This is a genomic window from Halomonas getboli, from assembly GCF_023094245.1.
GTDB lineage: Bacteria > Pseudomonadota > Gammaproteobacteria > Pseudomonadales > Halomonadaceae > Halomonas > Halomonas getboli.
Window position 1 is genome coordinate 233,356 of the sequence record NZ_JALMEW010000005.1, and the last position, 12,394, is coordinate 245,749.

Annotated in this window: 12 protein-coding genes; 3 read left to right on the forward strand and 9 right to left on the reverse strand. The window is 70.0% G+C overall.

Annotated elements, in window-relative coordinates:
* Positions 1 to 377 precede the first annotated feature (377 nt).
* The 3 genes from MYL53_RS12260 to ttcA all read left to right on the forward strand — a co-directional run bounded on the left by MYL53_RS12260 (position 378) and on the right by ttcA (position 3,856).
* Positions 378 to 2,195 (forward strand): putative nucleotidyltransferase substrate binding domain-containing protein, encoded by a 1,818-nt coding sequence (locus MYL53_RS12260; RefSeq protein WP_247854243.1) that lies wholly within the window; start codon positions 378 to 380, stop codon positions 2,193 to 2,195.
* A 40-nt stretch (positions 2,196 to 2,235) separates the two neighbouring features.
* Positions 2,236 to 2,856, forward strand: coding sequence for a 3'-5' exonuclease family protein (locus MYL53_RS12265; RefSeq protein WP_247854244.1), 621 nt, complete (start codon positions 2,236 to 2,238; stop codon positions 2,854 to 2,856).
* Between the two features lie 85 nt (positions 2,857 to 2,941).
* Positions 2,942 to 3,856 (forward strand): tRNA 2-thiocytidine(32) synthetase TtcA, encoded by a 915-nt coding sequence (gene ttcA / locus MYL53_RS12270; protein WP_247854245.1) that lies wholly within the window; start codon positions 2,942 to 2,944, stop codon positions 3,854 to 3,856.
* A gap of 110 nt (positions 3,857 to 3,966) precedes the next feature.
* On the opposite strand, the gene fnr is transcribed toward ttcA, so the two are convergent.
* The 9 genes from fnr to MYL53_RS12315 all read right to left on the reverse strand — a co-directional run bounded on the left by fnr (position 3,967) and on the right by MYL53_RS12315 (position 12,393).
* Positions 3,967 to 4,710, reverse strand: coding sequence for a fumarate/nitrate reduction transcriptional regulator Fnr (gene fnr / locus MYL53_RS12275; RefSeq protein ID WP_247854246.1), 744 nt, complete (start codon positions 4,708 to 4,710; stop codon positions 3,967 to 3,969).
* Between the two features lie 68 nt (positions 4,711 to 4,778).
* Positions 4,779 to 5,747, reverse strand: coding sequence for an oxygen-independent coproporphyrinogen III oxidase (locus MYL53_RS12280; protein WP_247854247.1), 969 nt, complete (start codon positions 5,745 to 5,747; stop codon positions 4,779 to 4,781).
* 88 nt (positions 5,748 to 5,835) lie between these two features.
* Entirely contained in the window at positions 5,836 to 6,558 is a 723-nt protein-coding gene (locus tag MYL53_RS12285) for a sulfite exporter TauE/SafE family protein (RefSeq protein WP_247854248.1), read from the reverse strand.
* Entirely contained in the window at positions 6,555 to 6,758 is a 204-nt protein-coding gene (ccoS, locus tag MYL53_RS12290) for a cbb3-type cytochrome oxidase assembly protein CcoS (RefSeq protein ID WP_247854249.1), read from the reverse strand. The genes MYL53_RS12285 and ccoS overlap by 4 nt, the downstream gene beginning before the upstream one ends.
* Complete coding sequence (locus MYL53_RS12295; RefSeq protein WP_247854250.1) at positions 6,755 to 9,238, reverse strand: heavy metal translocating P-type ATPase; 2,484 nt, start codon at positions 9,236 to 9,238, stop codon at positions 6,755 to 6,757. Before MYL53_RS12295 ends, ccoS begins: the two co-directional genes overlap by 4 nt.
* 7 nt (positions 9,239 to 9,245) lie before the next feature.
* Complete coding sequence (locus MYL53_RS12300; RefSeq protein ID WP_247854251.1) at positions 9,246 to 9,758, reverse strand: FixH family protein; 513 nt, start codon at positions 9,756 to 9,758, stop codon at positions 9,246 to 9,248.
* Positions 9,758 to 11,173, reverse strand: coding sequence for a cytochrome c oxidase accessory protein CcoG (ccoG, locus tag MYL53_RS12305; RefSeq protein ID WP_247854252.1), 1,416 nt, complete (start codon positions 11,171 to 11,173; stop codon positions 9,758 to 9,760). The genes MYL53_RS12300 and ccoG overlap by 1 nt, the downstream gene beginning before the upstream one ends.
* Positions 11,174 to 11,242: 69 nt before the next feature.
* Positions 11,243 to 12,172 carry a cytochrome-c oxidase, cbb3-type subunit III gene (ccoP, locus tag MYL53_RS12310; RefSeq protein WP_247854253.1) on the reverse strand — a complete coding sequence of 310 codons (930 nt, stop codon included), beginning with the start codon at positions 12,170 to 12,172 and terminating at the stop codon, positions 11,243 to 11,245.
* On the reverse strand, positions 12,169 to 12,393 hold the full coding sequence (locus MYL53_RS12315; RefSeq protein ID WP_247854254.1) for a cbb3-type cytochrome oxidase subunit 3: 225 nt from the start codon (positions 12,391 to 12,393) through the stop codon (positions 12,169 to 12,171). The genes ccoP and MYL53_RS12315 overlap by 4 nt, the downstream gene beginning before the upstream one ends.
* Position 12,394: the final 1 nt, after the last annotated feature.

Sequence of the window (12,394 nt, forward strand, 5' to 3'; positions counted from 1 at the left end):
TGGCGATGAGTTTATTGATCTAAATCATATTGTTGACGAAGTCTTCAGGTGTCGAGTGACGCGCCGGGAGGAGAAAAGTTGGACGATGGTCTATTCGCGACTCCGAAACATGGATAGGGCTGTGACCAACGTCTAATGCTTCGCCGCCTGTCGCATTGATCGAAGAGGGATGTGACTTTGGTATCACGTGGAAAGATAGAGTGCTAATGACGCCGAAATGGCCTAACACCATGGTCTAGATTCTGGTGGCGACAGGGGCTTTGCTACTCTGGAGACCAGCCCCTGTCGCTCCCGGTTCGTTCGGCACGCTCGAGGCATCTTGCCCGCCGAGTGTGCGCGATCTGGGGCGGCGATTCCCGGCACGAGGACTCGCTCCCATGATCGACGTCGATCTCTCTCATCCCCCGTTCAGCCTGCTCGATGAGGCCGGGCGAGAGCGCGTTCGCGGTGGGCTCGATCTGGCCTACTTCGATCGCGACGAGATCATTCTCGAGGCCGGTCAGCCCGGCGAGAACGTCTTCCTCATTCACAAGGGCGAGGTAGCCGAGCTGGACACCACCCAGCCCGGCGAGCGTCAGCGCATCGGCCACTACACCGGCGGCGACCTGTTCGGCGCCATCAGCATCCTCAACGGCCAGAGCCGCTACCGCTTCCGCGCCGAGCAGGAATCGCTGTGCTATCTGTTGCCCCGGGCGCAGTTCCTCGCGCTGTGCGCCGCCTATCCGGCCTTCGACGCCTTCTTCCGCCAGCGCCTGGCCGACAAGGCGCGGCTGCTGACCGAGCAGCGCGCGGCGGGCGGGGTGACCATGGCCGGCTTCATGCTGGCCCGCGTCGAGGACTGCATGCGCCCGCCGCGCTGCCTGGAAGGCGAGACCACCATCGCCGAGGCGGTGCGCCTGCTCCACGATGAGGCCGTCGACAGCCTGCTGGTGCAGGGAGAGGACGGGCCGGGCATGGTCACCAAGACCGACCTGCTCGATGCCCTGGTGCTCGAGGGGCTCGGCCAGCAGGCGCCGCTGTCGTCGCTGGCGCGGGGCTCGCTGATCACCGCGCGACCCGATCAGTACCTGTTCGAGGTGCTGGTGCTGATGACCCGGCATCGCATCGAGCGGGTGGTGATCGTCGAGGACGAGGCGCCGGTAGGCGTGGTGGAGCTGACCGACGTGCTCAGCTACTTCTCCAGCCGCAGCCACGTGGTGAGCCTGCAGGTCGAACAGGCCGGCGACCTGGAACAACTCGCCGCCGCCAGCCGCCGCAGTGCGGAGCTGGCCGGTGCGCTGATGGCCCAGGGCGTCAAGCTGCGCTTTGCCATGGGGCTGCTGGCCGCGCTCAACGGCCGCATCATCCACAAGGCCTGGAACTTCTCGATCCCCGAGCAGCAGCGGCGCGACAGCTGCCTGATGGTGATGGGCAGCGAGGGACGCGGCGAGCAGATGCTCAAGACCGACCAGGACAACGGCCTGATCCTCGACGACGGCCTCGACTGGCCCGACTGCGGGGAACGCATGGCCGAGTTCACCGAGACCCTCATCCGGCTGGGCTACCCGCGCTGTCCCGGCAACATCATGGTCTCCAATCCGGACTGGGTCGGCACCGAGAGCCAGTGGAAGGCGCGCATCGCCCGCTGGGTCGAGGCCCGCGACGGCGACAGCCTGATGAAGCTGGCGATCATGCTCGACGCCCACGCGGTGGCCGGCAATCCGGCGCTGCTCGAGCGGGTGAGGGCGACGCTGTTCGAGGCGGCGTCGAAGGACGAGCTGCTGCTCTCCTATTTCGCCCGGCCGGTGCTGCGCTTCTCCACGCCGCTGACCCTGTTCGGCTCGCTGAAGAAGCCCCAGCACGGCATCGACATCAAGAAGGGCGGTATCTTCCCCATCGTGCACGGCGTGCGGGTCATGGCGCTGGAGCGCGGCATCCTCGCCACCGGCACCCTGGAGCGCCTCGACGCCCTGGCCGCCGACGGCAGGATCGAGGAGCGCTTCGCCGAAGACCTGGGCGAGGCGCTGTCGCTGTTTACCGGGCTGCGCCTCGAGCAGCAGCTGGCGCGCCTCGACGGCGACGAGAGCGGCGAGCCCGATCGGGTGGTGGTGCAGTCGCTGTCGTCGCTGGAGCGCGACCTGCTCCGCGAGGCGCTGCATATCGTCAAGGACTTCAAGCAGCGGATCTCCCACCGCTACCATCTCGAGTATTCATGAGGCGTCGGCCGCCGCCTCGTGACAACGCAAGGACATCGACATGCTCAAGACGCTTCGCCGCTTGGTCGACCGCCACCGCCACGCCCACGGCCAGTATGGCTGGCTGTTCCGCCCCTATACCGGCGAGGAGCTGGTGGCGCTGGCCGTGCAGTCCACCGGCGGCGACGTGCGCAGCGCCGAGCCGCTGGCCATCGCCGCGGTGCGCCTGCGCGGCGACCGGGTGCTGACCAGCGAGTCGCTGGAGCTCAGGCTGGCGCTGCCGAAGGGGCTCGACGCCGAGGCGCTGCGTCGCCATGGCCTGCGCGGCATCGATCTCGACGACGGCGTGTCGATGGACCAGGCGCTGGCGCGGCTGCTCGACTTCGTCGGCAATCGCCCGCTGGTGGGCTGGCGCCTGGATCGCGATCTGGCGCTGCTCAACCGCCAGCTGCGTGCCCGGTTCGGCTTCGAGCTGCCCAACGCCGGCATCGACCTGGTGCAGCGCTACCAGCGCCATCACCATCACTCGCGGCTCGAGGTGGCGCCGGCCTTCGAGCGGGTCGCCGAGCAGCTCGAGGTGCCGCTGATGGGCCGCCACAGCGTGCTGGGCACCGCCGTGACCACCGCCCTGATGCACCTGCGGCTGGATCGCGATGCGGCGCTCGCTCATCGCAGTGGCTGAGCGGGCACCACGTCGCCAGCCTCGCGACGGGATGGTAGGATAGCTGCCCTTTCCATTCCCCCGATGCCCTGGCAGCGCCACGATCATGCAAGATGCCGTGACCTTCGATCCCCGTCCCCTCGACGAGGCCGTTTCGGCCGAGACGTCGACCCCGTCCGCCGAGGCGCCCGACGCCCAGACCAAGCGCGAGTTCAACAAGCTGCAGAAGCGGCTGCGGCGCCAGGTCGGCAATGCCATCATCGACTTCGACATGATTCGCGAGGGCGACAAGGTGATGGTGTGCCTGTCCGGCGGCAAGGACAGCTACACCATGCTGGAGATCCTGCGCAACCTGCAGCGCAACGCGCCGGTGAACTTCTCGCTGGTGGCGGTCAATCTCGACCAGAAGCAGCCCGGCTTCCCCGAGCATGTGCTGCCCGAGTACCTCGACGGCATCGGCGTGGACTACCACATCCTCGAGCGCGACACCTACTCCGTGGTCAAGGAGAAGACCCCGGAGGGCAAGACCACCTGCGCGCTGTGCTCGCGGCTGCGTCGCGGCTCCCTCTACGGCTACGCCGAGGAGATCGGCGCCACCAAGATCGCCCTGGGCCACCATCGCGAGGACATCCTCGAGACGCTGTTCCTCAACATGTTCTTCGGCGGCAGCCTCAAGTCGATGCCGCCCAAGCTGCTCTCCGACGACGGCAAGAACATCGTCATCCGCCCGCTGGCCTACTGCCGCGAGGCCGACATCGCCGAATTCTCGCGTCGGATGGAATTCCCGATCATTCCCTGCAACCTGTGCGGCTCGCAGCCCAACCTGCAGCGCCAGGTGGTCAAGGAGATGCTGGCCGAGTGGGAAGCCAAGCACCCCGGCCGCCTGGAGAGCATGTTCAAGGCGGTGACCAACGTCGCGCCCTCGCAGCTGGCCGATCGCGATCTGTTCGACTTCGCCGGGCTGGAGGAGAAGCAGGCGAGGATGCAGGCCGATCGCATCGATCTGCACCAGGAGCTATAAGCGGGAAGCCTGAAGAGCGGCGCTTCGCGCCTGGAAGAGGGAAGCAAAACCGCCCCCATGCGCTTGCCATGGGGGCGGTGCTCTTTACGCTGTTTTCCAGCTTCCAGTCGTCAGCGGCAGCCCTCTTCCTCGGCCAGCCGGGCCAGGGCGTCCAGGTCGAGGATATTCACCTCGCGGCCGGAGACGGCCACCAGGCCCTGCTGCTGGAAGCGTCCCAGAATGCGGCTGACGGTTTCCACGGCCAGGCCCAGGTAGTTGCCGATGTCGGCTCGTGACATGGAGAGGCGGAAGCTGTAGGGGGAGTAGCCGCGGCGCCGGAAACGGTCGGAGAGGCTGGCGAAGAAGGTGGCCAGCCGCTGGTCGGCGGTCTTGCGCGACAGCAGGCGCATCATGCGGCGATCGTCGCGCATCTCCTTGCTCATGCTGCGATAGAGCTGGGTGCGGAGCTCCGGCAGGCGCTCGGAGAGAGCGTCCAGGCGGTCGAAGGGAATCTCGCACACGGTGGTGGTCTCGAGCGCGATCACCGAGCCCGGATAGGTGGATTCGTCGATGCCGTCGAGGCCGACCAGCTCGCTGGGCAGATAGAAGTTGGTCAGCTGCTCCGTGCCGCCGCCTTCGCTGGTGATCTGCTTGAGGCTGCCGGAGCGCACCGCGTAGACGCTGGTGAAGGGGCTGTCCTGGCGGAACAGTGACTCGCCCTTCTTGAGCGGCGGCCGGCGGCGGATGATGGCATCGAACTGGTCGATGTCCTCGAACTCGAGGGCCAGGGGCAGACACAGGGAACTCAGGCTGCAGGTCCGGCAGCGGGTCTCGTGCAGCAGTGAGCGGCGCCTGCCGGCTGCGGTATCGGGCATGCTGTCCTCCTTGATCGGGGCTTGCCTCCCCCATTATGGCGGATAGGCCCGGTCAGGGCATAGCATCCTTAGGTGGCGCCCGCGCCGAGATGACCGATGTGCCGCCAGTGTCCGGAGGCGGTGGCCAGCCGTCCCGCGTCCAGCGCCGCGGCGTAGTCGCGGGGCGCGCAGGCGTTGCAGGCCACGGCCTCGGGCAGCCGTGAGACGGCGCCGGTGCCGAGCCCCAGCCGGTCGCGGGCCCGTTCCCGTCGCGCCTGGGCAAGGGCATCCTCCAGGGCGGCGCCCTGACGGGCGTAGGAACCGCGTCCCAGTGCTCGATAGCCGGCCTCGACCAGGCGTTCGTCGACCCGGGCCAGCAGCGCCGGCGGCAGCGCCGATTCGCCCTCCTGCCAGTGATGCTCCGTGCGCAGCGAGATCCGCGGCGGCGTCATGGTGAGCAGCGCGGCCAGGGGCGCGACGGTCTCCTGGGCCGGTGTCGGCGTGGGCACCACCAGCACCAGGTTCAGCGAGTGCCAGCCCATGCGCACGGTCTCGTCGAGCAGCGGCTCGATGCGTGACTGCAGCCGCGTCAGGGTGTCCAGGTGGCCGGCCGCCGGCAGCCGCACGATCAGCTTCAGGCGGTTGAAGCCCAGTGCCTCCAGATGGCGCAGGGTCAGGATGTCCGTGGCGCGGGGATCGAGCTCGACGGTGAAGTCGCGCTGGCGGCCCGGGTCGAAGGGAAAGCGCGAGGCCAGCCGGTCGACCAGCTCGCTCATGCGCGACAGGCTCAGCCAGGGCGGCAGGCTGCCGCTCCAGTGCAGCGCCTCCAGCCGGCGTCCCGGCGCCAGGCAGCGACGCACCAGCACCATTTCGCGATCCAGTCGGGCCAGGTCGACCTCGAACGGGTCCATGCCCTTGCCGCGATCGACGCGGACGTCGCCGTCGTGGCGCAGCGGCAGGCGCAGATGCAGTGACAGCGGACGGGCCTGAGCGTTGCTGGCGTTCAGCGCCGCGGCATAGTCGTCGGCGCCGAAGTCGGCGCTGCCGGTGACGGGCATGGCAGGATTCCGGGAGTGCATGTCGTCAGGCTAGCGGTCGCGGGGGCGGGCGGTGTTGCGCTGGGTCAAGCGCGTCGGCGATAGCGGCTCAGTGATGCTCGGCGTGGCCGGCCTCGTGGGGTATCGCGCCCGGCCACAGGCCCCACAGCTGCCACAGGGCGAAGCCGATGATCGCCAGCGCCGCCAGGGTGCGTGTGGCCGGGTGACGGATCAGGGCGCCGAGCCGACGCGCGGCCAGGCCGGTGGCCAGCAGCGCCGGCAGGGTGCCGAGCCCGAAAGCGCCCATCAGTGACGCCCCTCGCGCCGTGTCGGCACTGGCCAGGCTCCAGGTCAGCATCGAGTACACCAGCCCGCAGGGCAGCCAGCCCCAGACGGCGCCCAGGGCCACGGCCTGGGGCAGCCTCACCACCGGCATCAGCCGTCGACCGAGCGGTTCCAGATGGCGCCACAGGCGTCGGCCGAGCGCCTCGACCCGCAGCAGCCCCTTCCACCAGTCGGCGATGTAGAGCGCCATCAGGATCAGCATCGCCGCGGCCAGCAGCTGCAGCGCCAGGCGAATGCCCGGCGCCAGGCCGATCAGGGTGCCGAGCCCGGCGGCCAGGGCGCCGGCGAGCATGTAGCTGGCGATGCGCCCGAGGTTGTAGCCCAGCAGCAGGCCGCCGAGCCGCACCGGATGCCGCAGGCTCGGCGGCACGGCGAAGCTCAGGGCGCTCATGATACCGCCGCACATGCCGATGCAGTGGGCGCCGCCGAGCAGGCCGAAGACGAAGGCCGCGGCCAGCGGCGGCAGGTCGAGGGCATCCGGGCTCATCGTGCGTCCCGATCGTCGCGCGGCGGGGTGGACGGTCGGTCATGGCCGTCGTCGAGCGCGTCGTCATCGTCGAACAGGATGCGGTGGGCCGGGCCTTCCAGGTCCTCGAACTGGTCGTTTTGCACGGCCCAGAAGAAGGCCCAGACGGCCAGGCCGAGCAGGATCAGCGACAGCGGAATCAGCAGGTAGAGAATGCTCATGGGGCGTCCTTGATGGGGGAATCCGCGGCCATGTCGGGCGGCGGCTGGCGCGTGAGGCGCAGGGCATTGGCGACCACCACCAGCGAGCTGGCCGACATGCCCAGCGCCGCCAGCCAGGGCGGCACCCAGCCGAGCGCCGCCGGCGGCAGGGCCAGCAGGTTGTAGGCCAGTGCCCAGCCCAGGTTCTGGCGGATGTTGCGGCGGGTGGCGCGACCGACGTCGATGGCCTCGACCAGCCGCCCCAGGCGCGGGCCGAGCAGCACGGCGTCGGCCCGGGTGCGGGCGAGGTCGGTGGCGCCGTTCATGGCGAAGGCGATGTCGGCGCCGGCCAGCACCGGCACGTCGTTGATGCCGTCGCCGACCATCGCCACCCGCTGGCCCTCGGCCTGGCACGCGCGCAGCCGGGCCAGCTTGCCCTCGGGACTCGCGCCGGCGCGCCATTCGGCGATGCCCAGCCGCTCGGCCAGCGCCCGGGTGGGCGCCTCGGCATCGCCGGACAGCAGTTCCACCGCGATGCCCCGCGCCGCCAGCGCGGCAACGGTGGCGGCGGCGTCCTCCCGGGGCCGGTCGCCCAGGGCGAACCAGGCCCGCGGCTCGCCGTCCTCGGCGAGCAGCAGCCAGTGGCCTTGCTCGGGGCCATGGTCCGGACTCGCCGGAGCGTTCGGGGCCGCGAAGTCGGGCCGGCCGAGCCGCCAGGGGCGGCCGTCGATCACGCCGGCGAGGCCCTGGCCGGGACGGGCGATGACGTCGCGGGCAGTGATGTCGATGCGGCGATGGGAACGGAAGGCGCGGGCGATGGGGTGCTCGGAATGCGCCTCCAGCGCCGCGGCCACGGCCGTCAGGCGCGCGGGAGTGTCGGTGGTGGACAGCACGATCGTGCGCTCGAGCGTGATCTCGCCGCGGGTCAGGGTGCCGGTCTTGTCGAAGATCATGCGGTCGAGGCGGGGCAGGGTCTCCAGGGCGTCGGCACGGGTCAGCAGCACGCCGCGCCGGTATAGCCGGCCGTGGGCGGCGGTCAGGGCGGTGGGCGTGGCCAGCGCCAGGGCGCAGGGGCAGCTGACCACCAGCACCGAGAGCGTCACCCAGAAGGCCCGCTCGGAGTCGATGAACGACCAGGCCAGCCCGGTGGCGGCGGCGATCAGCAGCACCTGCAGCACGAAGTGATGCGCCAGCCGGGCGGCCTGGCGCGCGATGCGCGGGCGTTCGGCGAAGGCGCGGTCGGTGAGGTCGAGCAGCTGCGCCGCCCGGGCATCGTGGCCGGCCCGGGTCACGCGCACCGTCAGCGGGCTCTCGACGTTGTGGCTGCCGCCGGTCACCGGGTCCCCCACGCCGCGGGTCACCGGCAGCGCCTCGCCGGTGAGCATCGATTCGTCGAGGCTCGAGGCGCCCTGTTCGATCACGCCGTCGGCGGGCACGCCGTGGCCGGGCCGGACCAGCACCCGGTCGCCGGCGACCAGCTCGCTGGCGGGCAGGATGTGCTCCTCGCCGCCCGCGTCGAGGCGGATCGCCGACAGCGGCAGCACCCCGGCCAGGGCGTTGCCGCGGCGCCCGCTGCGCCGCCGGGCGCGGACCTCCAGCAAGCGGCCGGCCAGCAGGAAGAAGGTGAACATGGCCGCGGAGTCGAAGTAGACGTCGCCGTGGCCGACCAGCAGTGCCCAGCTGCTGGCGAGATAGGCGCCGGCGATGGCCAGCGACACCGGCACGTCCATGCCCAGCCGGCGGTTGCGCAGGTCGCGCCGCGCGCCGGCGAAGAACGGCTGGGCCGAATAGAGCACCACCGGCGTGGTCAGGGCGAAGGCCAGCCAGTGGAAGAGGGTATCGAAGTCGCCGCCCAGGCCGCCGTCGCCGGCCACGTAGAAGGGGATCGAGAACATCGCCACCTGCATCATGCCCACCGCGGCCACGATCAGCCGGCGGATCTGGCGTCGCTCCTCGCGGTGGAGGCGGCGCTGGGCCTCGTCGGGCTCGTAGGGCTGGGCCGGATAGCCGATGGCGGCGAGCTCGGCGAGCAGCCGCGAGAAGGCGATGCGGTCCGGATCCCAGGCGATCCGGACCCGGTGCTGGGCGAGGTTGACCGCGCTGGCGCCGACGCCATCGAGGGCGTTGAGGCGATGCTCGATCAGCCAGGCGCAGGCCGCGCAGGTGATGCCCTCCACCGCCAGGGTGGCATGGACGCCGCCGTCGTCATCGGCGTGCACGAAGCGAGCCTGCAGGCCCGGGTCGTCGAACACCGCCCAGGTCTCGGCATCCGCGGCGCGGCGGTCGTCGGGGCGCGACGGCAGTTGGCTGCGAAAGCGGTAGTAGCCGGCCAGGCCGCCGTCGACGATGGCGTGGGCCACCGCCTCGCAGCCGGGGCAGCACAGCGGATGCTCGGCGCCGTCGAGGGTCAGCGTCCAGGGGGCGTCGTCGGGCACCGAGGCGCCGCAGTGGTAGCAGGCGGCGGCGTCGATGAGAGCGCTCTGCGCGGTGGTGGCGGTCATGGCACGCTCAGACGCCGGGCGCCAGGACGATCTCGTCCTCGCTGGGGAAGCGGGCCTCGCCGGTCAGGCGCCAGGCGGGCTCGCCGCCGTCGTCGGGCTCCAGGTGCAGGTACCAGCGATGGCGCAGCGGCGCGTCGAGCATGGTGACGTAGCGCCCGGCGCGCACGTGCTCGAGCGTCAGCCGGCGATCGCGGTGGTTCTCCGTGGGGAAGATCAGCCTCAGGGTCAGCCGCTCGGGGCGTGCCTCGCCGGCCAGGTCGATCACCAGGTCGCCGGTGGTCGGATCGGCGCGCAGGCTGGCCGAGAGCCCCAGCGACTGGGCCCGTTCCTGCTTGGCGATCTGCTGGTTGATGGCCAGGCCTTCCTTGTAATAGTCGTCCGCCACGGTGCCGTCGAAGTAGTGAATCGAGAAGGCCAGGTAGACCAGACTGAAGGTCACCGAGGCGCCCAGCAGGCCGATCATGAACCAGGGCCAGAACTGCCTGTACCAGGGCGGGATGGTCTCGTGTTCCGCCGTCATCAGCGAGTCTCTCCTATGAAGCGCCCGTCGCGCTCGAGGCGGATAGCGGGATCGTCGATGGCCTCCAGGCGCAGTCGGATCTCGTGGCTGGGGCGTGTCAGGGCGGCGGGCGGTGCGGTGACCTCGACCACCAGCCGACGCGAGGCGCCGGCGGGCACGCTGACCCGGTCGGTGTCGAGGGTCAGCCCCTCGAGGCCCGAGGCCGCGAGCCGGTAGGCGTGATCCTCGCGATCCAGATTGCGCACGGTCAGGGTGTAGACGTTACGGATTCTGCCGTCGTCGGTCATCTGGAACAGCTGCTGGCGGCCGCGCTCGACCTCGAAGCCCAGCGGGGTGCGGTCGCCGATCGCCCAGGCGAACAGTCCGATCATCACCAGCAGCACCGCCAGATAGCCGAGCAGGCGTGGACGCAGCAGATGCGAGGGCTTGCCCTCGAGGGCGTTCTCGGTGGTATAGCGGATCAGCCCGCGGGGATAGCCCATGCGATCCATGACGCTGTCGCAGGCGTCGATGCAGGCGGCGCAGGTGATGCATTCGTACTGCAGGCCGTCGCGGATGTCGATGCCGGTGGGGCAGACCTGCACGCACAGCTCGCAGTCGATGCAGTCGCCGTGGCCGGCCTCGACGGCCTCGTCGTGGCTGAGGCGTCGGCTGCGCGGGCCACGGGGCTCGCCGCGGGCGGTATCGTAGGAGACGATCAGGGTGTCGGCGTCGAACATCACGCCCTGGAAGCGCGCGTAGGGGCACATGTAGATACACACCTGCTCGCGCAGCCAGCCGGCGTTGAGGTAGGTGAACAGGGTGAAGAAGCCGACCCAGAAGTACGACCAGCCGTGGGCCCCGAGGGTCGGCAGTTCCACCGCCAGCTCGCGAATCGGTGTGAAGTAGCCGACGAAGGTCAGTCCGGTGGCGGCGGCGATGGCCAGCCAGACGGCGTGCTTGGCGAGCTTGCGGCGCAGCTTGTCGGCGTCCCAGCCGCGCTTGTCGAGCTTGATGCGCCGGTTGCGCGGCCCCTCGAGGCGGTGCTCGACCCAGATGAACAGGAAGGTCCAGACGCTCTGCGGGCAGGTGTAGCCGCACCACACGCGGCCGGCGAACACGGTGATGAAGAACAGGCCGAAGGCGCAGATGATCAGCAGCCAGGAGAGCAGCATGAACTCCTGGGGATAGAAGGTGGCGGCGAAGATGTGGAACTCCCGGCCGGGCAGGTCGAACCATACCGCCGGACGATCGCCCCAGGGAATCCACGGGATCAGGAAGTAGGCCAGCAGCAGCGCCCAGTTGGCGCCGCGCCGCAGGCGCTGGAAGGCGCCCTTGATCTCGCGCACGTAGAGGTGGCGGCGGCGGGCGTACATCGCCTGGCTGACGGTGTCGCCGGCGTCGGTGATGTCGCGGTGGGGTATCTTGTCGCTCATGGCAGGCTCTCGGCAGGCGGCCTCGCGCGGGAGGATGGCGGCGGGGCGGGGTGCCCCGCCATCCGGGGCTCAGTCGCGGCGGCTGAGGCCGTAGACGTAGGCGGCCACCAGGTGGACCTTGTCCTCGCCGATGTAGGCGGCCTGGGCCGGCATATGGCCGTTGCGCCCGTTGCGCAGCGTCTGGCGGATGGAGGCCTCGAGCGGCTGGCCCGGCTGGCGATACAGCCAGGCGTCGTCGGTCAGATTGGGGGCCCCCAGCGCCTGGTTGCCGGTGCCGGCGGGCGTGTGGCAGGCGGCGCACACCGAGGCGAACACCGCCGCACCCTGTTCGGCGCGCTGCGCATCCGAGGCCTGGCCGGACAGCGACAGCACGTACTGGGTGAGATTCTCGATGTTGTCCTCGCCCAGCTGCTGCCAGGCCGGCATCAGGCCGTTGCGCCCGTTGGTGAGGGTGGCGACGATGGCCTCGGGGGTGCCGCCATAGAGCCAGGCGTCGTCGGTCAGGTTGGGGAAGCCGTAGCCGCCCTGGGCGTTGGCGCCGTGGCAGACGGCGCAGTTGTTGAGAAACAGTCGTTCGGCGACGTCCATGGCCTCGCCGTCCCTGGCCAGTTCGGGAATCGGCACCTGCTGATACTGCTCGAAGATCGGCGCGTAGCGCTCCTCGGCCCGGGCCACTTCGGCCTCCCACTGGCCCTCCTGGGTCCAGCCCAGCAGCCCGGCGAAGTTGCCGAGGCCGGGGTAGAGCACCAGGTAGCCCAGGGCGAAGATCACCGTGCCGACGTAGAGCTGGAACCACCAGCGCGGCAGCGGGTTGTCGTATTCCTCGATGTCGTCGGCGGCATGGCCGGTGGTCTCGACGTTGCCCTCGGCGTCGACCGTCTTGTCGGTCCTGCGATTGGCGAACAGCACCCAGGCGCTGATGGCGATGGTGCCCAGCGTGATGACGATGATCCAGGCGCTCCAGAAGCCGGAAAGGGCGTCTCCCCAGAGATGGTTCATGTGTCGCGATCTCCCTGTTCTTGACGATCCCGGTCCTGACGGGGGGTGTCCTGGCGAGCCTCGTTCTCGCGGGAGAACGGCTCGTCCTCGTCGGCGAAGGGCAGGTTGGCCGCTTCGTCGAAGTCCGGCTTGCGCCGCTTCGAATAGGCCCAGCAGACCAGGGCGATGAAGCCGACCAGCAGCAGCCCGGTGATGATGCCGCGTAGGGTTCCGATATCCATG